This is a genomic window from Arthrobacter sp. Y3221048 (assembly GCF_059092685.1).
This window is the reverse complement of record NZ_JBNHHX010000002.1, coordinates 577361-603736: the sequence shown is the minus strand read 5'-3', so window position 1 is coordinate 603736 and position 26376 is coordinate 577361. Positions and strand designations below refer to the sequence as shown.

At 67.6% G+C, this 26376-nt stretch carries 27 protein-coding genes; 3 read left to right on the top strand and 24 right to left on the bottom strand.

Annotated features, from left to right (window positions below; genetic code table 11):
• Positions 1-33: 33 nt before the first annotated feature.
• Positions 34-1014, top strand: coding sequence for an SMP-30/gluconolactonase/LRE family protein (locus tag AC5RVS_RS07560; protein WP_494107670.1), 981 nt, complete (start codon positions 34-36; stop codon positions 1012-1014).
• Positions 1015-1017: 3 nt separating this feature from the next.
• On the opposite strand, the gene glmM is transcribed toward AC5RVS_RS07560, so the two are convergent.
• From glmM to AC5RVS_RS07470, 18 genes are all read right to left on the bottom strand, one after another.
• Complete coding sequence (gene glmM, locus AC5RVS_RS07555) at positions 1018-2394, bottom strand: phosphoglucosamine mutase (protein ID WP_493988936.1); 1377 nt, start codon at positions 2392-2394, stop codon at positions 1018-1020.
• 429 nt (positions 2395-2823) lie between these two features.
• A complete protein-coding gene (gene rpsI / locus AC5RVS_RS07550; RefSeq protein ID WP_493979144.1) occupies positions 2824-3318 on the bottom strand; it encodes a 30S ribosomal protein S9 in 495 nt (164 codons plus the stop codon).
• Between the two features lie 37 nt (positions 3319-3355).
• On the bottom strand, positions 3356-3799 hold the full coding sequence (gene rplM, locus AC5RVS_RS07545; protein ID WP_493979145.1) for a 50S ribosomal protein L13: 444 nt from the start codon (positions 3797-3799) through the stop codon (positions 3356-3358).
• Between the two features lie 312 nt (positions 3800-4111).
• The gene (locus AC5RVS_RS07540) at positions 4112-4378 is read right to left on the bottom strand and encodes a carbon storage regulator (RefSeq protein ID WP_493988935.1); all 267 of its coding nucleotides are present in this window, start codon (positions 4376-4378) and stop codon (positions 4112-4114) included.
• 61 nt (positions 4379-4439) lie between these two features.
• Positions 4440-5921 (bottom strand): hypothetical protein, encoded by a 1482-nt coding sequence (locus tag AC5RVS_RS07535; RefSeq protein WP_494107669.1) that lies wholly within the window; start codon positions 5919-5921, stop codon positions 4440-4442.
• Positions 5896-7947, bottom strand: a complete 2052-nt coding sequence (flhA, locus tag AC5RVS_RS07530) for a flagellar biosynthesis protein FlhA (RefSeq protein ID WP_494107668.1) — start codon at positions 7945-7947, stop codon at positions 5896-5898. Before flhA ends, AC5RVS_RS07535 begins: the two co-directional genes overlap by 26 nt.
• Positions 7947-9113, bottom strand: a complete 1167-nt coding sequence (locus tag AC5RVS_RS07525; RefSeq protein WP_494107667.1) for an EscU/YscU/HrcU family type III secretion system export apparatus switch protein — start codon at positions 9111-9113, stop codon at positions 7947-7949. Before AC5RVS_RS07525 ends, flhA begins: the two co-directional genes overlap by 1 nt.
• Complete coding sequence (locus AC5RVS_RS07520) at positions 9114-9872, bottom strand: flagellar biosynthetic protein FliR (RefSeq protein ID WP_493988931.1); 759 nt, start codon at positions 9870-9872, stop codon at positions 9114-9116. It lies immediately after the preceding gene.
• Entirely contained in the window at positions 9872-10147 is a 276-nt protein-coding gene (gene fliQ, locus AC5RVS_RS07515) for a flagellar biosynthesis protein FliQ (RefSeq protein ID WP_494000437.1), read from the bottom strand. The genes AC5RVS_RS07520 and fliQ overlap by 1 nt, the downstream gene beginning before the upstream one ends.
• Before the next feature lie 2 nt (positions 10148-10149).
• Positions 10150-11001 carry a flagellar type III secretion system pore protein FliP gene (gene fliP / locus AC5RVS_RS07510; RefSeq protein ID WP_494107666.1) on the bottom strand — a complete coding sequence of 284 codons (852 nt, stop codon included), beginning with the start codon at positions 10999-11001 and terminating at the stop codon, positions 10150-10152.
• A gap of 14 nt (positions 11002-11015) precedes the next feature.
• The gene (locus AC5RVS_RS07505; RefSeq protein WP_494107665.1) at positions 11016-11765 is read right to left on the bottom strand and encodes a FliO/MopB family protein; all 750 of its coding nucleotides are present in this window, start codon (positions 11763-11765) and stop codon (positions 11016-11018) included.
• Positions 11766-12464, bottom strand: a complete 699-nt coding sequence (fliN, locus tag AC5RVS_RS07500) for a flagellar motor switch protein FliN (protein ID WP_494107664.1) — start codon at positions 12462-12464, stop codon at positions 11766-11768.
• Entirely contained in the window at positions 12461-13378 is a 918-nt protein-coding gene (locus tag AC5RVS_RS07495) for a flagellar motor switch protein FliM (RefSeq protein ID WP_494107663.1), read from the bottom strand. Before AC5RVS_RS07495 ends, fliN begins: the two co-directional genes overlap by 4 nt.
• A gap of 101 nt (positions 13379-13479) precedes the next feature.
• Positions 13480-14571, bottom strand: a complete 1092-nt coding sequence (locus AC5RVS_RS07490) for an OmpA/MotB family protein (RefSeq protein WP_494107662.1) — start codon at positions 14569-14571, stop codon at positions 13480-13482.
• Positions 14568-15389 carry a motility protein A gene (locus tag AC5RVS_RS07485; protein ID WP_493988924.1) on the bottom strand — a complete coding sequence of 274 codons (822 nt, stop codon included), beginning with the start codon at positions 15387-15389 and terminating at the stop codon, positions 14568-14570. The genes AC5RVS_RS07490 and AC5RVS_RS07485 overlap by 4 nt, the downstream gene beginning before the upstream one ends.
• Positions 15390-15707: a flagellar FlbD family protein gene (locus AC5RVS_RS07480; RefSeq protein ID WP_493988923.1), complete on the bottom strand. Its 318-nt coding sequence runs from the start codon at positions 15705-15707 to the stop codon at positions 15390-15392.
• Positions 15708-15816: 109 nt separating this feature from the next.
• Positions 15817-17442, bottom strand: coding sequence for an HNH endonuclease signature motif containing protein (locus tag AC5RVS_RS07475; RefSeq protein ID WP_494107661.1), 1626 nt, complete (start codon positions 17440-17442; stop codon positions 15817-15819).
• Positions 17443-18193: 751 nt separating this feature from the next.
• Positions 18194-18403 carry a GDCCVxC domain-containing (seleno)protein gene (locus tag AC5RVS_RS07470; RefSeq protein ID WP_494107660.1) on the bottom strand — a complete coding sequence of 70 codons (210 nt, stop codon included), beginning with the start codon at positions 18401-18403 and terminating at the stop codon, positions 18194-18196.
• Between the two features lie 335 nt (positions 18404-18738).
• Between AC5RVS_RS07470 and AC5RVS_RS07465 the strand changes: the two genes are divergently transcribed.
• Together AC5RVS_RS07465 and AC5RVS_RS07460 are read left to right on the top strand one after the other, a co-directional pair.
• Positions 18739-19914 carry a VOC family protein gene (locus tag AC5RVS_RS07465; RefSeq protein WP_494107659.1) on the top strand — a complete coding sequence of 392 codons (1176 nt, stop codon included), beginning with the start codon at positions 18739-18741 and terminating at the stop codon, positions 19912-19914.
• 146 nt (positions 19915-20060) lie between these two features.
• A complete protein-coding gene (locus tag AC5RVS_RS07460) occupies positions 20061-20612 on the top strand; it encodes a GNAT family N-acetyltransferase (RefSeq protein WP_494107658.1) in 552 nt (183 codons plus the stop codon).
• Positions 20613-20823: 211 nt separating this feature from the next.
• On the opposite strand, the gene AC5RVS_RS07455 is transcribed toward AC5RVS_RS07460, so the two are convergent.
• The 6 genes from AC5RVS_RS07455 to AC5RVS_RS07430 all read right to left on the bottom strand — a co-directional run bounded on the left by AC5RVS_RS07455 (position 20824) and on the right by AC5RVS_RS07430 (position 26374).
• Positions 20824-21228: a hypothetical protein gene (locus AC5RVS_RS07455; RefSeq protein ID WP_494107657.1), complete on the bottom strand. Its 405-nt coding sequence runs from the start codon at positions 21226-21228 to the stop codon at positions 20824-20826.
• Between the two features lie 398 nt (positions 21229-21626).
• The gene (locus tag AC5RVS_RS07450; RefSeq protein ID WP_494107656.1) at positions 21627-22799 is read right to left on the bottom strand and encodes a flagellar hook protein FlgE; all 1173 of its coding nucleotides are present in this window, start codon (positions 22797-22799) and stop codon (positions 21627-21629) included.
• 90 nt (positions 22800-22889) lie between these two features.
• A complete protein-coding gene (locus AC5RVS_RS07445) occupies positions 22890-23441 on the bottom strand; it encodes a flagellar hook assembly protein FlgD (RefSeq protein WP_494107655.1) in 552 nt (183 codons plus the stop codon).
• Positions 23442-23454: 13 nt separating this feature from the next.
• The gene (locus tag AC5RVS_RS07440) at positions 23455-25059 is read right to left on the bottom strand and encodes a flagellar hook-length control protein FliK (RefSeq protein WP_494107654.1); all 1605 of its coding nucleotides are present in this window, start codon (positions 25057-25059) and stop codon (positions 23455-23457) included.
• Complete coding sequence (locus AC5RVS_RS07435) at positions 25056-25955, bottom strand: C40 family peptidase (RefSeq protein ID WP_494107653.1); 900 nt, start codon at positions 25953-25955, stop codon at positions 25056-25058. The genes AC5RVS_RS07440 and AC5RVS_RS07435 overlap by 4 nt, the downstream gene beginning before the upstream one ends.
• Positions 25952-26374 carry a flagellar FliJ family protein gene (locus tag AC5RVS_RS07430; RefSeq protein ID WP_494107652.1) on the bottom strand — a complete coding sequence of 141 codons (423 nt, stop codon included), beginning with the start codon at positions 26372-26374 and terminating at the stop codon, positions 25952-25954. The genes AC5RVS_RS07435 and AC5RVS_RS07430 overlap by 4 nt, the downstream gene beginning before the upstream one ends.
• Between the last annotated feature and the right edge of the window lie 2 nt (positions 26375-26376).

The window sequence follows — 26376 nt, the reverse complement described above, 5'->3', positions numbered from 1 at the left end:
CGACACCCTCGCGCAAGAATCAGGTGAACCTCCATGCGACCTCATGTCCCCCTTTCCTTGGCGGCAAGATGTGCCGCCGCCCTGCTGACCGCCGTCGCCCTGCTGCTGACGGGGCTGCCGGCTTCCGCAGGCCACGTTGCCTTCGTCAGCCACGGTCCGTCGTCTGAGTGCACGGACCGAATCATCGACCTGCCGGACGCGACGTCCGCGGAGGGCATCGCCGCCGGGCGGGGCAGCACCTTCTACGCCGGCGATCTGCTGGCGGGCGACATCTTCCGTGGCGACATACGGCGGGGCACCGCCGAGAAGTTCATTGACGCACCGGACGGGCGGTTCGCCGTCGGCATGGCCACCGACACGCGGCGGAACCTGCTCTTCGTGGCCGGCGGACCTACCGGCATGGCCTATGTCTACAACACCCGGACCGGAGAACCGGTGGCCGAGTTCCAACTGAACGACCCCGCCAGTTCCTTCATCAACGATGTAGCCCTTGGCCGGGGCGGCGCGTGGTTTACGAACTCACGTGAAGGCGAGCTGTACTTCGTGCCGATCGGCCACCGCGGGCAGCTGGGCAGCCCACGGACGCTGCAACTCAGCGGTCCTGCCGCGGAAACCCCGGACGCGTTCAACCTGAACGGCATCGTGGCGGCCGACCACGGGCGGAAGCTGATCGTGGCCCACTCGGCGAATGCGGCGCTGTACACCGTGAACCCGAGGACCGGTGCCAGCGAGATGATCTCCGGCGTCAGCGTCCCCAACGTCGACGGGTTGGTGCTGAAAGGCCGCTGGCTTTGGGCGGTCCAAAACATGGACAACCAGATCAGCGTGATCAAGCTGGACCGCCGGTTAAACTCCGGGGAGGTCCGGTCCGTGATCACCAGTGACGCCTTCCAAACCCCGACCACCGCCGCGCTGTTCGGCCATCGACTTGCCGTCGTGAACGCGAAGTTCGACACCGGAAACCCGCCGACGGCCGACAGCTACGAGGTTGTGGTGGTGAAGGCCCGGCGCTGAGAGCTACCCTGCCGGCTCGGTTGCAGCGGCCGTCTCCAACGACAGGTGCGCCTTCACGGTCCGGGCCAGTTCCTCGGCGGTAGCCTGGGCGGTCTCCATGTCCGCGGCTTCGACCATCACGCGGACGACGGGCTCGGTGCCGGACGGGCGCAGCAGCACCCGGCCGGTCCCACCCAGCGCGGCGGACGCGGCCGCCACGGCCTGCTGGAGCGGCTGGTTGGTTTCGACCCCCGACTTGTCCACGTCCTTGACGTTGATCAGGACCTGGGGAAGCCGGACCATCCGCTGCGACAGCTGCGAGAGGGGCTTGCCGGACTTGGCCACCTGGGCGGCCAGCTGCAGCCCGGTCAGGACGCCGTCGCCGGTGGTGGCGTAGTCCGAGAAGATGACGTGGCCCGACTGCTCGCCGCCCAGCGAGTAGCCGTGGGCGCGCATGCATTCCAGCACGTACCGGTCGCCCACGGCGGTTTCCTGGATGCGGATGCCGGCGTCCTGCAGGGCAAGCTTCATGCCGAGGTTGCTCATGACCGTGGCGACCAGGACATCGTCCTTGAGCCGGCCGGCTTCACGCAGGGCCAGCGCCAGGATGGTCATGATCTGGTCGCCGTCCACGACTTCGCCGCGCTCGTCCACGGCCAGGCAGCGGTCGGCGTCGCCGTCGTGGGCAATGCCCAGGTCGGCGCCGTGCTCGACGACGGCGGCCTGCAGCTTCTCCAGGTGGGTGGAACCCACGCCGTCGTTGATGTTCAGCCCGTCCGGCTCGGCCCCCATCACCACAATGTCCGCCCCGGCGGCGCGGAACACCTCCGGAGAGCAGCCGCTGGCTGCACCGTGCGCGCAGTCGAGAACGACTTTCAGGCCCTCCAGGCGGACCGGCAGGGTCTGCAGCAGGTGCAGGATGTAGCGGTCTTCCGCGTCCGCGAAACGCTGGATGCGTCCGATCTCCGCGCCCGTGGGCCGGACGCGCGGCTGCGCCATCTCCTGCTCGATCGCGTCCTCGACCTCGTCCGGCAGCTTGTGCCCGCCGCGGGCGAAGAACTTGATGCCGTTATCCGGTGCGGGATTGTGCGAGGCGGAAATCATCACGCCAAAGTCCGCAGCCAGGTCCCCCACCAGGTAGGCGGCCGCAGGGGTGGGCAGTACCCCGGCGTCGTAGACATCGACACCCGCACTGGCGAGGCCGGCCTCCACGGCGGCGCTGATGAACTCGCCGCTGGCGCGCGGGTCGCGGGCGATCACCGCCGTCGGGCGCTTGCCGTCTTCAACTTGCCGGTGGCCAAGGACCACTGCGGCGGCCTGCGCGACCTCGAGCGCGAGCTCTGCAGTGATCAATCCGTTGGCCAGTCCGCGGACTCCGTCGGTACCAAATAATCTAGACATCGCGACCCATTTTACGGCAGGGTGCCAAGGAGTCGGTCCACCTCCGGCCGGCCGCCGCGTGGAAAGCCGTGTTTTAGTGGCTGACCCTGCCCCGGGGCGGGTCTCCGCAGGCGGAGGCGGGGGCGGAAGCGGAGGCGGGCGGGGCGGTCCCCTCAAACGGAAGCGGAGGCGGGGCGGGGCGGTCCCCTCAAACGGAAGCGGAGGCGGGGCGGGGCGGTCCCCTCAAACGGAAGCGGAGTCGGAGGCGGGAGGGGCGCCGGGGACAACGGCCGCCGTCGGCCTTCAATCCCCAAGGCACGTCCCCTTGGTACAGGCGCTTAAGTGCGCGCCGCCCCGGCCACTCTCCCCGGGTACGGGGCTTAAACGCACGCGAGGCCCCGCAGCCATGCTGCGGGGCCTCGCGGTGGAAGCCAAAGCTTCGGAGGCGGTTTAGCGCTTCGAGTACTGCGGCGCCTTGCGGGCCTTCTTGAGACCGGCCTTCTTGCGCTCGATGATGCGCGCGTCGCGGGTGAGGAAACCGGCCTTCTTCAGGGTCGGGCGGTTGTTCTCGCGGTCGATCTCGTTCAGCGCACGGGCGACGCCCAGGCGCAGCGCACCGGCCTGGCCGGAGGGGCCGCCGCCGTGGATGCGGGCGATGACGTCGTATGCGCCTTCCAGATCCAGGATCTTGAACGGATCGTTCACTTCCTGCTGGTGCAGCTTGTTCGGGAAGTAGTTCGCCAGCTCACGGCCATTGATGGTCCAGTTGCCGGCACCCGGAACCAGACGCACGCGGGCGATAGCCTGCTTGCGGCGACCCACGGCGCCTCCGCCTACGGTGAGGGCGGGGCGTTCCTTCTTGGCGGTCTCGGTGACCTCGGATGATTCCGAGGTGTAGCTGGTGAGGGTTTCGCCCTCAGCAGCAGTGTTCAGCTCTTCAGCCACGATGCTCCTTGAATTAAGTTTCTAGTGGTGGCCGGCGCTACTGGGCGACCTGGGTGATTTCGAAGGTCTTCGGCTGCTGGGCAGCGTGCGGGTGCTCGGCGCCCGTGTAGACCTTCAGCTTGGACAGCTGCTGGGCAGCCAGGGAGTTCTTCGGCAGCATGCCCCTGATGGCCTTCTCAACTGCACGAACCGGGTTCTTCTCCAGCAGTTCGGCGTAGTTGACGGAGGACAGGCCACCCGGGAAACCGGAGTGGCGGTAGGCACGCTTCTGTTCGAGCTTGGCGCCGGTCAGGGCGACCTTCTCAGCGTTGATGATGATGACGAAATCGCCCATGTCCATGTGAGGAGCAAAGGTCGGCTTGTGCTTTCCGCGCAGCAGTGTTGCGGTCTGGCTGGCAAGACGACCCAGGACGACGTCGGTGGCGTCAATGACGTGCCACTGGCGGTTGATATCGCCGGGCTTCGGAGTGTACGTACGCACGGTTTTTGCCTTCGTTTGGTGTTCTAAGGTAGCGGCGCATTCTTCACAGAACACACGCGCAAAGTTGGTGATGCGCTACCGGAACTTCAGGTGAGGACTGAAATGTAACCAGTGGCCCAGAAAGTCTCGGCTATCTCCGTGGACCAGGTTGGCCCTGCAACTGGGCCGCCACACGGACATAGCGTATCGAGGTTGGACACGCACAACGACTACCAAGTTTATCCTGCCGCGGCGGGTTAGGTCAAAAAGACCCACAACAGCACGACGACGCCAGTGCCTGGCCCGGGCGCCTGGGCCCGCCGGTGGCGTGCTTTAGCTGCCGTCGCCGCCGGGTCCGCTGCTGCCGGGGAGGCTCAGGCCCAGCAGGGCCTTGATGCGTTCCTCGGCCTCCGGGCCGCTTTGCGCGGCAGCCACGTTGGCTTCGCTGACCGCCTGGACCACTTCATCGCGCTGGATCTTCACGCCGCGCGGGGCCTCAATGCCCAGCCGGACGCCGTCGCGGCGGGCATCCAGCACGGTGATGACAATGTCGTCACCGATCAGGATCCGCTCTCCGGGTTTTCGCGTCAGCACCAGCACGCGTCAACTCTATCGCAGCTGAACTTGGCGCCGGGGCAGGCCGCGCAACCGGCCGCGGGCGTCAGAGCCAGGCGGTCTCGGACGGCTCGCCGTCCACCCACCCCACCGGCAACCCCAGTGTGTTGACCGTCTTCGGCGAGCTGGTGTGCCTCGTCCCGGTGACCGCCAGGCCGTCGGGAACGACGACCCGCTGCACGGCCTGCACCCAGCGGTCGGTGTCCTCGGCCTTTCGCCCGGCGTCCACCGCCAGCCAGATCTGGTCGGCTCCCAGTGCCGGCAGGAGCGCGAGCAGCTCCAAAGACGGCGTGAGCGCCTGGCCCAGCCCAAAGGCCACGAAGACGCTCTGTCCCCGCTCCACGCCTCGGGCACGGGCACCTATCGCGCTGTTGCGGTCCTGCACCGGCCGCCGGACATCGGCAGCATGCGCACCGGCCAGCTTCACCATGTTCCCGCCGCCGGAGATCCAATCGGCAGCCTCGGACGGCGCACCGTTGACCGCTGGCGCCGCGGCGGCCATGGAGGTGGCAGCCTCCAGGGCGACATCCCCCTGGCCGATCACCAGCACCAGGTCCCCCGGGCCGTAGAGCGGCACCGGGATGGCCGGCTTGCCGGCCGGGCCCGCGCCCGCAAGCCGCGGTGCCTCCTGCGGCTGCGCCTGCCCATCCTCTGTGACTGTGGCGACGACGACGCCGGTGCCTCCCCCGGCATCCGTCTGGCCTTCGGTGCGGGCTGAGCGGTGCGGAGCCGGGTCGGTAGCCTCCGTGCCGGGCTGCTCAACCTCCTGCCCGGCCTGCTCCTCCTCGGGAGCCTCGGCTGCAGGGGCTCCGGCCGCCGCGCGCCGTCCCGCACCGGCAGACCTCGCTCGGGAGACGGCGGTCTCGCGGAAGCCGTCGGCCTCTGCTGACGCCGGCATGGCCGAAGCTGCCGTAGCTGGGACCGCGGCTGCTGAAGCTGCCGTGTCTTCCGTGGCTGGGGCCTCCGTGACGGGGGCTTGGATGGCCGCTGCACGGGCCTCCGGTCCCCGCGCGGCTGCGCCGCGGGAATCTGCGCCTGCGTCCTTAGGGGGTTTCGGGTCGGTCCGCCGCCGTCCCGAGCCGGGCCCTGCCGCGGCGGCTCCGGAGCCCTCCGCCTGCCCGGCGGCCTCGGGCGGCGGTTCCTCCAGCCGGGCGCCCTTGGGTAGCCGGGTGGGCCGCGCCGTGTTGAAGGTCAGGTTGTCCATGATGACCGCGAACTGGTCGGTATGCGTGGAGACGTGCAGTTCGGGCGCCTTGCCGTGCAGCCTTGATTCGGTGCGCTCGGCATCGGCCAGCAGCGCGGCGATTCCGGCGCGGGCCTGCTGGTCCAGGGCGTGCTGGCCGCGCACGGTCGAGGCCGGCAGTTCCACGGTGACTTCGTAGTGCTCGCGGGCGAAGAAGCCGCGGATGCCGCCGACCGTGACCTTTTCGGCCGCGACGATCCTCGCGTCGGGCCCGTGGTCGGCCAGGACCTTGGCCTTGAGTTCCTGGAGGGAAGCGCCTTTAAGCTGCAGCCGTCTGGCCGACACGTACTACCCCCACGGTCTCGATCTTCACGTTGGCGGAGGTGACCTCCTGGTAGGACAGTACCGGAAGTCCCCCGGCCTGCGCCGAGACGAGCCGCCGGATGGCCGGGCGCAGCGCGGGCGCGCACACCAGCACGGCGGTGAGGCCGTTGGCTTCCACCTTCTCCAGCGCGTTCCGCAGCGAGGCCAGCACGGCTTCGGTCCGCTCGACCGAGAGCAGGATCTGCGTACCGTGTTCGGACGGGCGCATGCCCTCCAGCATCGACTGCTCCAGCGTGGGATCGATCATGATCACGCGCAGCAGCTGCCCGTCCAGGTATTGCGCGGTCAGGGCCGGGCCCAGCGCCTGCCGGGCGGCCTCGATCAGCCCCTCCGGGTCGGTGGAGGACTTGGCCTTCAGCGCCAGCGCCTCGTAGATGCGCGGCAGGTCGTTGATCGGGATCTGCTCCGCCAGCAGCCCCTGCAGCACGCGCTGCACCTCGGCCAGTGACAGCAGGGACGGGGTGAGTTCGTCGACGGCGGACGGGTTCACGGCCTTCACGCCCTCGGTCAGCACGCGCACGTCTTCACGGGTCAGCAGCCGCGAAGCGTTGGCGGAGATCAGCGAGGACAGGTGGGTGACCAGCACGGAGACCCGGTCGATCACAGTGGCTCCGGCCATCTCGGCGCTGTGCCGCATCTCCGCCGGGACCCATTTGCCGGCCAACCCGAACACCGGCTCCACCGTGGCGATGCCCGGCAGCGATTCCAGGTTGTCCCCCAGCGCCAGGACCTTGCCCGCCGGTGCGTCGCCGCGGCCGGCCTCCACGCCGGCAATCCGGATCACATACGTGGACATCGGCAGGTCGATGCTGTCGCGGGTGCGCACAGGCGGCACCACCACGCCCAGCTCCATGGCAATCTTCCGGCGCAGCGCGCGCACCCGGGCCAGCAGGTCGTCGGAAGCGCCGGAGACCAAATCCACCAGGTCCGGTGCCAGCTGGATCTCCAGCGCGTGCACCCGCATCTGTTCGATCAGGTCCTCGGTAGTCTCCGAAGCGGGAGCCGCCTGACCCGCCTCGGCGGCAGCGGCGTCGTCCTTGGCTTTGGCCGCCTCCGTTGCCTTGAGCCGCTGCGCCATGAAGATCAGGAACGCGCCCACGAGGATGAACGGGATCTTGGGCATGCCCGGGATCATCGCCAGCAGAACGGCCGCGCCGCCGGCAATCATCAGCGCGTTGCGGGACTGGGTCAGCTGGTCGGAGGCGTCCGAGCCCATTTCCGAGTCGGCGTTGGACCGGGTGACGATCATGCCGGTGGACACGGCCATCAGCAGCGCCGGGATCTGCGTGACCAGGCCGTCGCCGATGGTCAGCAGGGTGTAGGTGCTGACCGCGTCGCCGATCTCCATGCCGCGCTGCAGCATGCCGATGGCGATGCCGCCGACGACGTTGATGATGATAATGATGATGCCGGCGATCGCGTCGCCCTTGACGAACTTGGACGCGCCGTCCATCGCGCCGTAGAAGTCGGCTTCGGCGGACACCGCGGCGCGGCGTTCGCGGGCCTGCGCGTCGGTGATCAGGCCGGCGTTCAGGTCGGCGTCGATCGCCATCTGCTTGCCGGGCATCGCATCCAGCGTGAAGCGCGCGCCCACCTCGGCCACGCGCTCGGCGCCCTTGGTGACCACCACGAACTGGATGACCACCAGGATCAGGAACACCACCGCGCCGATGATGATCGAGCCGCCCACGGCCACGTGGCCGAAGGCCTCGATCACCTGCCCGGCGTAGCCGTCGCCCAGCACCAGCCGGGTGGACGCCACGTTCAGGCCCAACCGGAACAACGTGGCCACCAGCAGCAGCGACGGGAACACGGAGAAGTCCAGCGGCTTCTTCACGAACATGGTGGTCAGCAGGATCACCAGCGCCAGCAGGATGTTCACGATGATCAGCACATCCAGCAGTCCCGCCGGAATCGGCACCACCAGCAGCAGGATGATGCCCACCACCCCGATCGGGACGGCGAGCTTGGAGAGGTTGCGGTTCATCAGTCACCTCCGGGTGACGGTAGGGACAAGGCTCGGCGGCCCTGCCGGGTTGAAGCGTGTGCGGCGGCGTCGGCATCGGTCATGGCTGACTCCGCCATGGTGTGGACGCCGACGGCGGTGCCGCGGGCCTTCAGGCTCATGACGAAGGCCAGCACGCGGGCCACGGCGTTGTAGAGCTCCATGGGGATTTCCTGGCCGATTTCGCAGGCGGCGTGCAACGCCCGGGCCAGCGGGACATCGCGCACCACCGGCACGCGGGTGGTTTCGGCTTCCTCGCGGATGCGGGCGGCAATGTTGCCCGCCCCCTTGGCCACCACGCGCGGCGCCGACTTTCCCGGTTCGTACTTCAGCGCCACCGCGTAGTGGATCGGGTTGACCAGCACGACGTCGGAGCCTCCCACCGCGGCGATCATGCGGTTGCGGCTCATCGCCAACTGCCGCGAGCGCCGCTGCGACTTGATCAGCGGATCGCCCTCGGAGTTCTTGTTCTCGTCGCGGACTTCCTTCTTGGTCATCCGGGTTTTCTTGCGGTTGCGCCGGATCACCACCATCACGTCCAGCACGGCCAGCATCAGACCGGCGATGATCGCGGTCTGCAGCAGCCCGGCGGTGCCGCCGCCCGCAGCCTCGAGCAGCGAGGCGACCGAGAGCCCGCCGGCGGTCATCAGCACCGGGACCAGCCCCTGGATCACAAAGTACAGGGCCAGTCCCACCACCACGGTCTTCAACAGCGCCTTGGCACCCTGCCAGAGCGCCTGCATGCCGAACACCTTCTTGAGCCCGTTGACCAGGTTGAACTGCTGGGTCTCCGGTTTGAACTTCTTCCAGTGGATGCCGCCCTGCAGCGCCGCACCCGCGATGACCACGGCGACCACGGCCAGGAACATCGGCGTGAGCGTGTACATGATGGTGCCCAGCCCGTCCTCGAGCGCCTTGACCACCAGCCCCGGGTCCGGCGACTGGATCATCCGGGCGACGGTGAACATCTGGTCCGTGGCGGCCTGGGAGGCCCGGTCGATGGTCATCGGCAGCATCACCGCGGCCGCGCCCACGCCCAGCCAGGCGGTGAGGTCCTGCGACTTGGAGAGCTGGCCCTTCTGGCGGACCTCTTTCATCCGCTTGGGCGTGGCTTGCTCTGTCCGTTCCTCGGACGTTTCCTGCGACATCTAGCCCACCCCCGTCAGCGCCGTCACGGCCTGCCCGGCGAGCGAGGAGACAATCCGCGGCAGCGCCACGAACACCACGCCGGCCAAGGTCAGGGTGAGGAAGATCTTTAACGGGAAGCCCAGCGCAAACGCGTTCAGCGCCGGGGCCACCCGCGTGAGCAGGCCCAGGCCGGCGTCGGCCAGGAACAGCACCACCAGCAGGGGTCCGGCAATCTGCACCGCCGCCAGGAACATCTGCGTCACGCCGGTGATGATCAGCTGCACGGGCTCGGCCAGGTCGACTCCCCCGCCCAGCGGCAGCGCGGTGAAACTTCGCGCGAGCCCGCCAATGATCAACTGGTAGCCGTCGGAGGCGAACAGCAGCGCCAGCGCGGCCATCTGGAACAGCCGGGTGAACTGCGCGCCGTTGACCATCGACTGCGGGTCGAACGCCTGCGCCATGGAGAAGCCGCCGAACAGGTCGATCAGCGTGCCCGCCGACTGCACCGCGGAGAACACCACCAACACGAGGAACCCCAGCAGCGCGCCCACCAGGATCTCCAGCACGAGCGCGCCGAAGAACCCCGCCGTGCTCATCGGCTCGTACCCGTTGGCCACCCGCGGGGACACCGCCAGGGCCAGTCCGACGCCGAGCATCGCCTTGATGCGGGCCGGGATGGCTCCGTAGGAGAATGGTGGGGCAATCAGCAGGAAAGCCACCATGCGGACACCTGCCAGCATGGTGGCCTCGATCCACGCCTGGTCGAGCGGGATGTTCATTATCCGCCGCCGAGCAGGCCGGGGATTTTCTCGAACATTTCCTGCGTGAAGGAGACCATCTCGGAAATCATCCAGTGTCCGCAGATCAGCAGCGCCACGGCCACCGCCACGGCCTTGGGCACGAAGGACAGCGTGATTTCCTGGATCTGCGTCATGGACTGCACCAGGGAGACGGCGAAGCCCACCACCAGCGCGGTGACCAGCACCGGGGCGGAGAGTTTGGCGGCGACCAGCAGGCCCTGCAGGCCGATGTCGAGGACGGCGTTTGTATCCACGGCTACGTACCGTAACTTCCGACCAGGGCGGTGATGATCAGGCCCCAGCCATCCACCAGCACGAACAGCAGGATCTTGAACGGCAGCGAAATCATCACCGGCGGGAGCATCATCATGCCCATGGACATCAGCGCCGAGGCCACGACCAGGTCGATCACCAGGAACGGCACGAAGATGACGAACCCGATGATGAACGCGGCGCGCAACTCGGAAATCATGAACGCCGGGATCAGGGTCTGGAGCGGCACGGCCTCCGGATTCTCCGGGTTGGGGAGGTCGGCGGCGCGCATCATCAGCGCCAGGTCTTCCTCGCGGGTGTGCGCCAGCATGAAGTTCTGCAGCGGAGCGGCGGCGGCACCCACCGCATCCGTGAAGTTCGTGGTCCCTTCCATGTACGGCTGCACGCCCAGCTCGTTCACCTGGGTCAGCACCGGCCACATGACGAACAGCGAAAGGAACAGTGCCAGCCCGGCCAGCACCTGGTTCGGCGGGATGGAGGGCAGGGACAGCGCGTTCCGGGTCATTGCCAGCACCACGAAGATCTTGGTAAAGGACGTCATCATCAGCAGCAGCGCGGGAGCCACCGACAGCAGCGTGATGCCCAGCAACGTGATGACGGCGGACGACGGCGTCCCGTTGGGCCCGTTGATTTCCACCGAGAACCCGCCGTCGCCGTCCGGCGACCCCGGTTCGACGGGAGCCAGCGGGTCCACGGGGGGAACCGGGGCGACCGGCGACGCGAAGGCGGAAGGCGCGCTCAGGATGGCCGCGGCGACGGCAAAGACCACTGCCAGCAGTAATGCCAGCAATGCTGCGGTGGCCAGACGCGGCCAGCGGCCCGCCGTCAAGGCCATAATGCCGGTGCTTCTCAACGCGAACGGACCTGCTTCAGGGCTTCGGCGGTCTGCTTCCAGGTCGACGGAGAAAGGATGGAGCCGGCCAGCGGGGAATCCGGCGCCTGCTCCTGCCAGCCGGCCGAACGCGACGCCCGGCGGCCGGTGCGGACAGAACGCCGTCCGCCGTCGATCGGATACAGTCCGGCCTGCCGGATGGGAATGACGTCGTTGTCGTGGTTCGACTCGTCGAACTCCTGCCCGGTGACCGGGTGCTCTTCAATCGCTTTGTCGACGAGCGGCTCGGGCATGGGCGCGGCGGCACGACGGGCCGCGCGGCGCGGGAAGCCGGAGTCGCCGTCGGAGGAAACCGCCGTCCGGGGGGCGGCGGTGGCATCGAACGAGCCGGAGGGGGCCGTAGCCTCCGCAGCGGCCTGGCCGTGACCCGATGGGCGGCCGGTGGCAAGCTCCAGCAGCCGGGAGAAACTGTCGGCCGCGGTCTGTGCAGCGCGGTGGGCGGGCTCGGCCGCCTCTTCGACCGGCGCCTCGCGGCTGTCCAGCACGTGCACGGTCTGATCCGTCACGCCCAGCACGAAGCGCTGGCCGTCGGCGTCCACCACCACGACGGCGGCCTTGGGCCCGATGGTCTGGCGTTCCACCACGCGCACCAGCTTGCGGGCGCCGGTGCGGGCGCCGCGGCTGAAGCGGCGCTGCAGCACCCAGAGCAGCCCCAGCACCACGGCCAGCGAGAGCGCTACCCGCACAGCGAGGACCACTGTCTCCATTTAGAGGAGTCCTTCGGGCACGTCGAGGATCTTGGTGATGCGCACGGCGTAGTCCTGGTCGACGACCACGACCTCGCCGTGGGCGATCAGGCGGCCGTTGAGCAGCACGTCGGCGGGGGCGCCGGCCGAGCGGTCCAGTTCGATCACGCCGCCCGGTTCCAGGTTCAGCACGTCGCGCACGGACATCCGCGTGCGGCCGATCTCCACCGTCAGCGCCATTTCCACGTTGTTGATGCGGCCCAGCTTGGCCAACACCGAGTCGTCCGCGCCGTGCCCGGCCGGGTTACCGCGCAGCCGGATGGCGAACCAGCCGCCCGCCTCGCCGTCGCCGCCGGTCAGCTTGAATACCGCGGCTTCCGGATCGGAGAACAGCGCCGCGGCGTTGCCGACGCGTGCCTCACCCAGCACACCGGCGCCGAGCACGGAGGTGGCCGCTTCCAGCGCCGGGCGCAGCAGGTCGGCGGCGGAGACCAACGGGGAATCTGTGCCCGCGGCGGCGGCCAGCGCGGCCTGGTCGGCCACCACCAAAGCGACGTCGGCCGAGGTACCGCCCACAAAGGATCCGACGACAGCGGAGGCTACCTGCCCGGGCAGCGGCCCGCCTTCGTCCTGGCGCACCGCATAGAGCGGCGTGTTGGTGGGCAGCAGCCCCAGGAGCGCGTCGGCGGCAGCAGCCTGAAGGGTCTGGGTCTGTGTCATCGGGCGTTCTCCTCGGTTGTAACAATGACTCCGGCCAAGCGGTTGCCGTTGGCGCCCACGGCGGCATGCGCCAAGCGTTCGCCGTTGACGGCAACATCCAGCGGGCGGTGTTGCGGGTGCGGCAGCGGCAGCAGGTCGCCTATGGCCAAGTCGAGGACCTGGCCGGGACGGACCCGCATGGGGGCGAACTGCAGGGCCACGTCCACCGGTATCTGCACCAGCTGGGTCTCCAGCAGCTTCCGTGCGTTGGCCGGGCTGCTCATGGCGAACGAATCACGCAGCTGGGTCAGCAGCACCTCGGCCGGGATCGCTACCGTGGCGGGCGCGGACATGTCGCCGACCCGGATTTCGAAGGTGGCAACGATCATCAGGTCGTTGGTGGCCGCCGCCTGCGCGAACTGCGAGTTGTAATGGATCTGGTCCAGGCTGATGGGCGTGGTGAGCAGGGAACCCAGCGAGTAGCGCAGGTCCTCCAGCGCGTCCTCCATGAGGCGGCTGACCAGGGCCTGTTCAATTTGCGTGAACTTGCGGTCCGGATAGTCGTGGCTGCCGTTGCCGCCCAGCATGTGGTCGACCCACGTCATCGCAGCCTTGGTCGGGAACTGGATCACGGCCTTGCCGGTGATGTCGTCGAGGGCACAGAGGACCATCGCGGTACTGGCCGGCAATGAGGCCGCGTACTCGTCGTAGGTTTGCATCTGGACCTGCTCCGACGTGACCGTGCAGATCACGCGGACCTTGGCGGTCAGCTGAGTGCCCCACTGTCGGGCGAATGTTTCGAAGGCCAACTCCAGCACGCGGGAATGCTCCCGCGCCAGAGTGGTGGGCCGCCGGAAATCGTAGACTTCGACGGCTCTGGCCGGCTTTTCGGGCGCGCTTGAGTGCGCATGTTCCTGGACCGTCACAGCAGGCACTATCGGCAGCGTGATTCGGGATGTTAGGAGTTCGGATAATGCAGGTGAGTCGGTCGCGGCGGCACGTCCGACGTCGGCCGCCCGGTGCCAGAGCATAGCCCTCAGCGGTCGGAGGAGGTCGCGCCGGGCGCCGGCGCGTAGGTGGCGTCCGGCCCCGGGCCGCCGCTGTGGCCACCGCCGGTGACCACGTCCCTCCCTGAGCTTCCGCCCGGTTCTCCTGCCACGCGCTCGGCAGGTTTGTCCTCAGCGGCTTCAGACTTAGCCGACTCGGCTTCGGCCTTTTCAGCACCTTCAGCTTCGGCGGCCCTCTTGGCCAATTCCGCCCGTTCCGCGGCGGCCTCTTTGGCAGCGCCGGCAGGATCCTTCATGACTTCGGGAATCAGGTTGCGGATGGCTTCGGGCTGGCCGGAGAGCACCACAATGTCCACGCGGCGGTTCATGGCGAGATCCTCATCGCTCCCGCTGCTGGTCAGCGGCCTGGATTCGCCAAACCCGACGGCGGAGATGCGGTTTGCAACCACGCCGCTGTCTTCGACCAGATGGCGCAGCACGTTCACGGCACGCTCCGAGGAGAGCTCCCAGTCCAGGGCGTTCGGGTCCAGGTGGCGCACCTGCGCCGTGTGGCCTTCCACCTTCAGTTCGTAGCCGACCGGCCTCAGCACCGGACCCACCACGTTCAGGATCCTGATGGTCTGCCGGGTGAGCACCGGCGAGTCCGGCTCGAAGAACGTCTCGCTGCCTATCAGGCGAACGGTCAGGCCGCGTTCGTCAAGCTGGAAGCGGACCGCCTTATCCAGGCCTTCTTCCTGCAGCCCCTTGGTGATCTTCTCCTGGATGTTGCGCAGGTCGTTGACTTCCTTGATGGCCACGTCGAGATCGGTTTTCAGTTCACCCTCGGTGTCCTCTTCGGCGTCGCCGCTGGTAAACCCCTGGCCCTCCTGATCAACGAGTTCCGGCGGGACCACTACCCCTTCCGCCGTATCAACAGCCTGGGTGCGTTCCACGCCGAAACCGGTGGCCAACGAGTTGGCCAACTTTTCGAACTTCGCCGCATCCACGGTGGACATGGCGAAAAGCACGATGAACATACACATCAGCACGGTGACCATGTCCATGTAGGAGGCCATCCACCGCTCGTCCGGGTGCTCGTCTTCTTCCGCGCCTAGCGGCCGGCGCGGGCGCCGCGACTTCATGCTGCCTTGACCGCAGGCTTGTCGTCGGACTTGCCGGATTTGCCTTCCTTGCCCGGCTTCCCCGCGCCCATCTCATGCTCCGGAACCATGGCACGCAGTCGTTCGCCCAACAGCCGAGGCTGGCTGCCAGCCTGGACCGCCAGCATGCCTTCCATTAGCAGGGTCATGCGTTCGGTTTCCAGGTCGGACAAGCGCCTCAGCTTGCCGCCGATCGGCAGCCAAATGAAGTTGGCGGAGAGCAGTCCCCACAGCGTTGCAACGAACGCCGTCGCAATCATCGGTCCCAAGGTATCCGGGGTGGAGAGGTTTTCCAGCACGTGTGTCAGCGATACAACAGTGCCGATGATGCCGATGGTCGGGGCGTAGCCGCCCATGCCCATAAAAAACTTGGAGGATTGACGATCGGTGCGCGCCTTGGTGCTGATCTCGTCTTCGAGGAGGATCCGCAGTTCCTCGCCGTCGGTGCCGTCGGCGATGTTCTGCAGCGCCCGCTGCATGAACGGGTCCTTTTCCTCAGTCGCCTCTGCATCCAGTGCCAGCAGGCCCTCGCTGCGCGCTTTCTCGGCCAGTTCCACCACTCGGTCAATGACTACCTGCGGCTTCGCAACCTTTCCGGTGAACGCCCGGGGCAACGCTTTGAAGGCGTGCAGGCCGTCCCTGAGGGTGGTGCTGGCCAGGCCCACGGCGATAGTGGCACCGAAGACCAGGATCATGGGGGCCGGGATGAGGAGCGCCGAGACGTGGGCGCCCTCGAGGGTGATCATGGCGTAGAGCGAGCCGAAGGCCAGCAGGAGGCCAATAAGTGTTGCGGGATCCATTTACGTATTCCTAGGGCGCAGCGGCACAGTGTTGCCGGAGTCCGCGGAGTCGTCTCCGGGGGCCGGCGCGGCGGGTGGCACGAGGCCGAGCTGGGGGTGACCGTGCTGGTGGACTGAAGGCGGCAGCTCACGGGCCAGGTGCAGCACGTATGCGCGGTAGCTGGCGATCATCTCGATGACCTGGCTCATCGTCTCGGTGACGATGTACTTGGCGCCGTCGACCATCACCAAGGTGGTGTCCGGGTTGGCGTGGACGCGCTCAATGAGGTCAGGGTTGACCGCAAACTGGCTGTCGTTCAGCCGCGTTACTACGATCATTGGCCTCGTCCCAGGTTTCTCGAGGGCTCCGGTGAGCCGCTACCTACTACCTTCGGCCGCGCGCGCCCCGCGGTTAGCTGCTCAGGCCCCTTGTCGCATGCGTTCCCGGTCACGGCTGGCTGAGCTGGGGGCCTGCTTCCCTTTTCTCATGCAGCAGGACACGCGCCCAGTGGCGGTAATTGGGAGCCACGCTTGCTGTTGGGTGGTGATTGATCCCGCACCAAGCTTGGACAGCTGTGCCCCGCGCGTCCGCTCGCGCCGGATTGGTCAGGGTGCGGCTTGGAGTGGTTGGGGTGGGACGTGGGTTTGCCAGTAGGAGTTGCGCAGCGGTCTGCGGCGGGGGTCGATGTAGTCCGGCGGGGTAAACCAGGGGATGCCGTCGAGGACGTTGATCTCCCAGTTGCCTTGCTCGATCAGGTCGTGGTGGAGCAGGCAGAGGCAGACCCCGTTGTCGACGGTGGTGCGGCCGCCGGCCCCACCACGGGATGATGTGGTGTGCTTCGGTCCAGAACGCGGGCATGCTGCACCCCGGGAAGGCACAGCCCTTGTCCCGGGCGACCAGGGCCCGGCGGATGGCGCGGTTGAAGAACCGTTGCGACCTGCCCAGGTCCAGGATTTCGCCCTCGGACCCGAGGACGGCCGGGATGATCTCCGCGTCGCACGCCATCCGGCGCACCGTGGTGGCCGAGACCGGGCCGGTGAAGACCGCGCTGCCGCCGCCGGAGAGCAGCCCGGCCAGCTGTTCATACCCGGTGGTAACGATCACCTGTGTCCGGTGCCCGCCCGAGTCCGGAAGCCTGCCGGTATTCAACGCGATCCGGCAGGCCCCGACCAGGCCGGCCAGCAGCTTCTGCGCCCGGGTGGCATCGTCCATCGCCTCCACCACGACCGGATCCACTGCCCCGCGGCCATCAGCCCCGCCAGACGCAGCATCTTCTGCCGGAATCATTTCCGGGTCGGCAGCGCATGTGGCGGGTGCGGCGTTTGCCACGCCGGTCCCGGCCGCACCGGCATGATCCGTGCCTGCCGCCGTAGTGCCTGCGTCGGTGTTTCCCGCGCTGCCAGTGCCGGGGCCGCCGGACCCTGCCGCGTCACCTTCACTTCCGCCGGTGGCGGCGGTGTCGATGGCGTCGGGGCGGATCCGCGGGTTCGCGGCGCTGTTCATCACGGTGGCGAGGGCTTCGTACTGGGCATCGGTGGTGTTAATGACGAACTGGTGCAGCCCCCGCCGCCGGCCCCGGTAGAACATGCCCTGCCGGGCCCGCAGTTCCTCCTCCGTCGGCTCGGCACCGTCCTGGTCGACCGCCGTTTCCCACGTCCTGGCGACCATCACCAGGGTATCGGCATCGGCCTCTACGGCCTGCCGGACCAGCGCCGCTTCCATCGCCTGCAACGCCTCCGGGCTACCGGCGTGCCGGGCCCGGTCCAGCGAATCCACCACCACGGCCGCGGCGTGGCCGCTGACCTCCCCGCCGGCCATGGCCTCCGCCAAGACCGGCAGCGCCGGGGCACCGGGTTCCCCGTCAAACCGCACCGGCGCGGTGATCGCCTTGCCGACCCGCAGCCTGCGCCGCGCCGCGCCTCGACAATACCGATCCCCAGCCTTGAGCGCAGATACTCCGCGTTGTTGGCAAACTCTGTCTTGCGGCGGCGCGGCGCCTGCTTGGACCCGGACAGGTCCGGGTCCGCGGCCTCCGCGCCGCCGGTGTTGATCGCCGCCGCCGGGTCCGCCCACTCCCCCGCATCGCCGGCCTCGGCGCCGGCTCCTGGTCCGGGTCCGGGCGCCGTCGAGTGTTCCCCGTTGGCAGCAATGTCCGCCCGCTCCACGGCTAGGGCGCCGACGGCCTGCAGGAACTCCACAAGCTTCGAAACGTCCTCCACCGCCGCGACGGTATTGGCAAGATCCCGGGCAGACAGGGAAGCAGACTCGACGGGAAAACAGTCAGCGACATTCTGCAGCAGGACACACGCCTGGGCCAGAGACGTTCCCATCTCCCCGGTGCGGTCCAACGGTGCAAGAGCCATACCACAATTTTATTCGTACACACATTCGACGGCCATCGAAGGAGCCAGTGTGTAGGAATAGTGCCACGCGACTAAACCAATTCGTGAACCGAGGTTTGAAACCACTGGCAATGAAAAAGCGGCCGCCTGCGAACGGTGCAGGCGGCCGCTGCAGCTGCCCCCGAACGGTCGGGTAGCTGCACTTCGGTGGTGGTTATAACCCTTCGGTTTACCTCTTCTGTCGGAAACCGGGGGTGTCTCCTACACTTTTCGCTGCTGAGGCTGTCTCCTCCCCGCGCGGAGGTCGTATCGGCGAAGCGCTCCAAACTGTCTCCTAGTTGAGTCGGATTAAGTCCTCTTTTGTTGGGATCGTCAGCCCCGTACCTCCCGTAAGGATTTCCCAGCGTCCTGCATGCCGTCACCTCACGACCAGAGGTTTCGAGTACAAGCCCTAAAGCAGCTTCGTCGGGTGCAATGCTCTCCTATCTCCAGTAATTATCTTGGGTCTGCTTCGGCGGGCAGGGAACGGTACCGTACGAGCAGAATACGCAGCAGTCGCTGTCCATAGGGCGGACTCGTCCGTTGCACTTCGGGCATACCCAAAAGAACTGGCACGCATCGGTGGGCATGCCTGCTGAGGTTTCCTCCTTGCACAGCGGGCATTTAAGAATAGATGTCGACTCGACATTCATGACTTCAGTCTTGCATCTGGTACCACAACGCGGATGTCGGCCCGGGGGTCCGGGACGAACACGACTAGTTCGCCCGCTTTCCGTGCCCCGAACGCAAGCGCAAGAAGGGGCCGGGATAAGCAGGGACGACGGACTGAAGGCGTCCCCCCAGCTTCCAACGCCGAGCACCGATTAGGGCAATGGCACCTCCGTGGGCCGAGGCGATAACGATCGTGCGGAGCGCTCCGTCGCCCCAGAAATACGGCAGGCTGAGCGCGCCGGCCAGCAGCGGTTCGCCGCGGCCGACCGTCACTATCCGGAAGAGGATCGTCCGGAATGGGCGTACAGTGCCGGGTATGACGCAGATCGGAACGGATTGGCGGGTGGTCGACGGCGTTGCGACGGCATGGTTCAATGCGCCTTCAATGATCGAGGGAGCTGCGCTGGCCGCGCGCATCGTGGAGTTGTCGCCCGGAATAATGATCGACCTACGCGCGACGGGCATGCGCGTGCGCCTAGAATCAGACGGTCACGCCGAGGCGGTGTCAGCGGTCGCGCGGGATCTCGGCCTGGCGGCGAACCCTGCCGCCCTACAGCACCTAAGCGTCGTATTCGAATCCGCAAACCCGTCTGGTGTGAGGCGGTTTTGGCAGCACGTGCTCGACTACACGCCCGCGGAGGACGGCGGTTTGGCCGATCCGTTGCGGCGCGACCCCGCGATACGGATCCGACAGTTGAGCGAGCCACGGCCGTTGCGAAACCGCATCCACCTCGACGTGGTGCGGCCTGCCGCGGCGGTCGAGCAGGCGAGTCCTGGGGAGGCATCGGGACCGTTCGGGGTCTGTCACACCGACCCAGACGGCAACGAAGTCGACCTGGTACCGGGCGCGGCGCTCGGCGAGAGGAACGGGACAGCCGACTGGCAGGCGGTGTTCAGCGCGATGGCGTGCTACCGCACCACCTCGCCGACCCAGCAGCGTGACCTGGCCGCAGCAGCAGCAGCGCTGGCCGAAGACACTGGCTTCCCGCTGCTGATCGACCTCCGCCCGGGGCTCGTAATCATCGACAGCGGGAAGGACCAGTGGGAAGACACTACCCACGGCCTCGAACTCGACTTCACCGACCTCGCCGAAAACCTCCAGACCGCTGCACGCGAACTCGGTGCCACTGCGGATCCGGGGCTACCCCGCTTCGCTCAGCTCTTCCTCGACGCCGCCGACGTCGCCGCCGTCCGCGCGTTCTGGGTTGCCGCACTCGGATACACCCCTGACCAGCGAGTCGGAGCCAGCGACATCCACGATCCGCAGCGGCTGAACCCGTTGCTGGTGTTCCAGAAGCTCGACGCTTCCGAAACGGAGCGGCGCCGGCAGCGCAACCGCATCCACTTCGAGCTCGCTGTGCCGTCGGACCTTGCGCAGACGCGCTTTGCCACGACGATCGCAGCAGGTGGCCGGCTCCTTGACGAGTCGGAGGATCGCTGGCGGGTCGCCGACCCCGAAGGCAACGAGATGGTGATCGTCAGTGGTGTATGAGCTCGCGTTACTCCGATTGATCGAGTCCGGCCTGCCGCCCATTCTTGGCAGCGACCTGGGAAAGTTCCGGCTAGGCGGACGTAGATCGTCCGCATGACGTGCTAACGATCGGAGACATGGTGACAAGTGGCTACACGATTCAGCCGTTGACCGCTTACACGTGGAACGCGTTCGCCGACTTGGTGGAGCGGCACAACGGGATCTTCAGTGGGTGCTGGTGCATCTACTTTCACCCCGGCTGTGCCGAGCGGGGGCAGAGCTACGAGGGTAACCGCGCGCTGAAGAAACGGCTGATCGAGACCGGACAGGCTCATGCGGCGCTGGTGATGGTTGGCGATGAGGCGATCGCGTGGGCAGAGTACGGCACTCCGGATGAGCTGCCGACCATCCATCACCGCAAGCAGTACCTCGCCGAGGCCGACGTCATTCCCGACTACCGCATCACATGCATCTTCGTTGACAAGCGTCACCGCGGACAGGGCTACGCCAAGATGGCTCTGGCCGGTGCACTCGATCTGATTGCAACCCAGGGTGGCGGTGTGGTCGAGGGATACCCACACGAGATCGGTGAGAACAGGATGAACAACTCCTTCGTCTACAACGGCACACGCACGATGTACGAGCAAGCCGGCTTCGAATTCGTCCGCTCCAAAGGGATAAAGAACACCGTCATGCGCCGCACCATCCAGCCTGCCTGAACATGCTTCAACTGGGCGGCGCGCAGCGCTGAATTCCAAGCCACTGAGTTCGCGCCGGTTTCGGAACCCCCTGCACGGCGTGAGCGCCGCCTGTTGCCCAGTCCACCACGACGGATCCATGAGCGTCAGTTCAACTGGTGAAGCGTCCCGGTTGAAACGAGCGTCTTTGCCGTACCTTCAGGGGTGGGTTAGAAGGCAAGCCGCTAGCAGGCTAGGGAGACTCCGGCTTGCCGTCCCACTCCACAGCGGCGGCGAACGCATCGAACGGGCCGGTGTTTGCGGAACGTACAGCCTCGACCATGGCTGTGACGTTTGCGACCGCACTGGTGACTTTGTCTCGCGACTTGAGGCCCTGATCTGTGGCATCTGATAGTTGCCCCGTGAAAGTTGCCTCCTGCTTAGAGACCATAGTCGTCGAGTGATCGGTCAAGGCATTTGACGCAAATACGCTGACGTCATCGACGCCGAGACGCAGTTCCGCAACGAAAAGTAGTAGCGCATTAGGGTCGTGGGCGTGGAGGTCTTCGCGAGAGTTGTAGGCAGCGAAAGCTGGTCTTGCAGCCCCCAATTCCATCGACAACACGCTAATCGTGGCTTGGTCCCCCTGTGTAGTCATGCTTCCCGGTATGCCGGAGATGTGAGTGTGCTCGTCTCATCGCGGGTCGGCGTGGTGGCCCGGAACCTTTGGCTTTTGTGCCCCCGGTACGGGCATGTACCTCAGCCAGCCAGGACGTGGCGTCAGGTTCGACCAATCCGTCCACGGTGAGCACTGGCGAGCGGACCGGGAGTATGTCCAGTGGGGGCACCCCCAGCTCGTGCTCGATTATGGAGGCGTCCCACGCGCCGCCTTGCACGATCCTCGATCGCGGCATACGTTTCCCTTTCACCCCGCCAGTAAGTCTCGGGATGAGTGTAGTGCTGTAATACAAAGGGAGACACCCCTGTTCCGGACTTAGGTCCGAAGCAGGGGTGTACCTGGGTTCATTTAGGAGACAGGGTCTAGCTTCCGGACCCTTAGCGCTTCAGGTTGGTCAGTTCCTGCAGCACTTCGTCGGATGTGGTGATGATGCGGGCGTTGGCCTGGAAGCCGCGCTGCGCGACGATCAGGTTGGTGAATTCCTGCGACAGGTCCACGTTGGACATTTCCAGCGAGCCGCCGGAGAGCGTACCAAGTCCGCCTGTTCCGGCAGTTCCCAGCTCAACCTGGCCGGAGTTGGCAGTTGCACGGTACGACGACGAACCCGCCTTTTCGAGGCCTCCCGGGTTGGTGAAGTTGGCCAGTGCAACTCGGCCAACGACAGCCTGGTCACCGTTACTAAAGGATCCCATGAGTGTGCCATTCGGGCTCATGGTGAAGGATTCAAGGGTTCCGGCCGCACGACCGTTCTGACTGTCGAAGCCAACGGTAGTCATGCCTGCGTAACCGCTGAGACCCGTCAGATTAACGTTGATGCCGTCAACCGCCATGGGGCCGCTTGGCGTCAGGACGCCGTTCCCGTTGAGCGCAAGCGATGCACCGACAGTCCCGCTGCCGGTCTTGGAGACATCCCAGCCGTTTGCTGTGCGAGTGAAAGTCAGGGAGAGGCTGGCCTTGGTGCCATCCGCCGTAAAGACCTCAACATCGCGGACAAGGGCATCAGCAGTTTTTGCATCAGAAGGAAGATTGCCGGCCAAGACTGCCTCGGAAGTGGCACGGGCCTTTGAAATGGCGTCAGGAGAAAGATCGATGGCGCCAATGGGTCCGCCGACGGGCATGTTTCCGTCGGCATCGGCCATCCAGCCCTGCAGGATGGCCCCGTCCGGGGAGACGAGGCGCCCCATGGAATCGAGTTCGAAGGCGCCGGCGCGGGTGTAAAGCTGTTCGCCGCCCTTGGTGGTGACGAAGAAGCCGTCGCCGGAGATCATCATGTCGGTGGCCTTGCCCGTGGCCTGCGAGGAGCCCTGGGTGAAGTTGGTGGAGATCCCGGCCACCTGCACGCCGAGGCCCACCTGTGCCGGGTTGGTGCCGCCGGCCTGGGGCTGCGGGCCGCCCGCGCCCTGGGTCATCTGGGACAGGGTGTCCTGGAACTGCACCGAGGAGGCCTTGAAGCCGGTGGTGTTGACGTTGGCGATGTTGTTGCCGGTGACATCAAGCATGGTCTGGTGGGAGCGGAGTCCGGAAATTCCGGAGTAGAGCGAGCGGAGCATGATCAGCGCCTTTCGGATCGTGGAACGGACGGGTAATTCAGTGATTGGGAAAATTTGTTGGCGGCACAAGCCGGCTTAGGGGGCTGCATCTCAGGCGGCGGCACCCCCGGTGGTACCGGCGGCGCTGGCCGCGGCGTTGGCGCCCGGCGCATCGGTGCCGCTGGCGCCCGAGGAGGCACCGGCGTCGTTAGTGGCTTCACCAGATCCCGACTCCCCCGGCGCGCCGGCGGCGGTGATCCCGGCGACCAGATCCAGCGGGATCTCCCGGCCGTCGACGATCACCTGCGGGACCGGCCCGGCATAGGACACAGAGGTGGCGGTGCCGGTGACCAGGGATCCGTCCGCGCCGTAGTAGCTGACCTCGCGGCCCACCAGCGCCGCGGCGACGCCGCGCATCTGCAGGGAGAAGTTCTCCTCGCTCGTGGTGGTCATGGTGGCGATGCTTTCCATCATGGCCAGCTGCGTGGACTGGGAGATCATCTGGTTGGTGTCCATCGGCGAGCTGGGGTCCTGGTTCTGCAGCTGGGTGACCAGCAGGTGCATGAACATCTCGCCGTCCATGGTCTGTTTCGGCGCTCGGACCGGCGGGGTGGTGTACGTCGGGGCGACTGAGCCAACGGGTGGGATGGAGTCGGTGGGCATGGTTCTCCTTGTCTCAGGCCAGCACGTCGAGGCTGGTCGAAATCCCGTAGGGACGTCTCAGGGCGGATGGGTCGGTGGTGTCCGGGGCCGGGTCGGCGGCGGTTCCGGTGGTTGCGCCGGGGCGGCCTTCCTGTCCCTGCGGGCCGCCGGAGGGCCGGCCGTCGGGGCCGAACTGCATGCCCGGGCGCGCATCGTTCGGGCGGTTCTGGTTGGACAGGTCCAGGTTGGCGTTCAGGCCGGTGGCGGCAAGATCGCGCTTCAGGTCCGCCATGACGGCGCGCAAGGCGTCGCGGCCTGCGTCGTTCGGCGCGAAGAGCTCCACGCGGACGCCCTCCCCCGTCACGTGGGCGCGGACGGTGACAGGGCCCAGGTTGTCCGGCGTCACGCTGATGGTCATCACGTGCTCGCCGGGCTTGGCCTGCGCGAGCGTAAAGAGCGGGCGGGCCACCTGGGCGGTGAACGGCAACTGCTGGTGCGTTGGGACGGGAGCAGCGGCTGTGGCGGGAGCGGCGGCCGCCGGCTGGGACACCGGGACCGGCTGTGCGGCGACCGGCACCTGGATGCCCGGCTGCAACTGTTCGGTCTCGCCGCGCACCGCGCTGGCCGCGGCTGTGGCGGCCGGCGCCGTTGGGGCTCCGCCTTGGGCCGGAGTGCCCGGCGCGGGTTGCCCGGGAAGTACGACGCCGGTGGGCGGCTGCGTGGGGACGGTTGCCTGGGCTGCGGGCTGGGTGGGAACCGGTTGCGCGACCGGGCCAGCCGCCTGGTTCTGCGCTGCGTCGCCTGGCCGGGCCGCCGGCGCGACGCCGGCTCCGGTCGAGGGGGTGGCCGCGGCGGCTGCCCCTGTTCCGGCGGCCTGTCCGAGTGCACCCGCTGCGGTTGCGGCAGAGTTCGCCAGTGCAGATGCCGGATTTCCTGCGCCCTGTTCGGCCACGTTCTCGCCGTGAACAGCGCTCACGGCGGACGGGGCATCAGCCAAGGTTGCGGTTGCTCCAGCGCGGGGAGCGGCCAGGCCAACCGGGCTGTGGGCCCCGGCGGATGCTCCGGCGCCGCCTGCGGGACCGGCGACCGAGGCGGGCCAGCCGCCGGCAATGCCGATCGTGCCGGTGCCAATTGCAGTGCCCGCTCCGGCGGCCTGCTGGCTTCCGGTCGCGGCGCCACTTGGCACCGGCGACCGGCCAGCCTCGCCATTTTCTTCGGCGATCGCAGTTCCGGCGCTGGTCGCATCTCCGGCGGTGAGGCCCTGGCCGGCAGCGAGCGGCCAGGATGCCGGGGCACCGCCGAGACCAGCAACTGCCGCTGCCGGATCAGTCGCTGCAGCGTCGCGGGAAGGACCGGCGGCGGACTCGGCCGCGCCGGTGCCCGGCTGCGATGCTGCACCCCGGGCGGTTTCGGTCGGGGCGGTTCCGGCCGCCCCGGCGGCGCCCGCGTGAGTCGTCGTGCCCCCGGCGGAGTGAGCGCCGTCCTGCTTGGAGCGCTTGGCGGAAGCAACGGAACCTTGCTGCAGCGCATCCTGCATGGCGGCATCGAAACCGGGAGAGGAGGACCGCGGGGCGGACGCCCCGCCGGAACGGGCGGAGGCCGCCGGGGCGATGGGCAGGGAGTTCACGGGCAGGCTCATGCGGTGCGGCCCTTCGCCATGGCCGCCTGGGCGGTGGCCAGCAGGTCGGTCAACTGTCCGGCACCGTTGGAGCCCTGGCCGCCGGTGAGCATCGAGGGCAGTCCGGTGTTGCCGGTCTGGCCGGAGAGCATGGCGGTGATCGCGCCGGACGAGCCGTTCTGCCCGGTGAGCATCGAGGTCAGCCCCGTGGAGGTGGAGAGCTGCGCGGCGGCGATCAAGTCGGTCAGCGCGGTCTGCTGGTCTGCGCTCAACCCGGCGGGGCCGGCAGCCAAGCCGGCACCGGCGCCGGCAGCCTGGACAGAGGACTCCTCGGGCAGGATGCGGCGGATGGTGGTGAGGTTGGAGTCGTTCTCCCAGGCGTCGCGGACCTTGATGGTGTCGCCGGGCTGCGGGGCGTCGATGGCCTTGCCGTTGCCAAGGTAGATGGAGACGTGGCCGCCGTCGAACGAGAAGAGCAGGTCGCCGGGCTTGGCGTCGGCCATGGAAGCCACCGGAGTGCCTTCCTTCATCTGGTCCCACGTGACGCGCGGCAGGTCAATGCCGATGTCGCGGAAGGCGTGCTGCACGAAGGACGAGCAGTCGAGGCCGACGGACGCGTCGTTGCCGCCCCAGACGTAGGGCAGGCCCACGTACTTCTCCGTGGCCTTGATCAGCTCGGCGGCGGTCCCGGTCGCGGCAGCGGTCCCGGTCGCGGCGGCGGTTCCGCCCGCGGCGCCGGCAGCGGGGGTCTGGGCTGCTGCCGTCAGCGCGTCGGCAAACGCGCTTGCCGTGGTGCCGCCCGTGCTGCTGCCCGCGGTCGCACGGGACGCGGCCTCCGCGGCGGCGGGAGGCTGGGCGAGCTGGGTCAGCGTGGACTGGATCTGCTGGATCCGCCCGAGGGTATCCGTCATGCTCATCGTCCGTCGCCGCCTCGGGCGCCGGTGGACAGCTCGTCCAGCACCAGCTGCTCGCGCCGCAGCTCTTCGAACGCCTCGGCCGCGAGGTGCCGGGTCTTGAGCTTCTCCAGGCCCACGGACTGCTTGCGCACGGCGAGGAACTCCTGCTGCGCCTGCTGCGCCTCGTTCTGCCGGGCCCGGTCCAGGTTTTCCAGATCGGCCAGCATGCTGCGCGAGGCGGAGCGGGCGGCGGCCACGGCGTGCAGGGTGGCCGCATCGGAAACTTCGCTCATGATCTCGCCCAGCTCGTCGCGGGCCGCCACCACCCGGGCGCCGGACTCGCGGGCACGGTGATTCGCGGCGGCGAGGTTTCCGGCGGCCTGGTCCTGCTGTAGCTGGCGCAGCCGCAGCAGCCCGGCCAAGGGGAAGGATCGTGCCATCT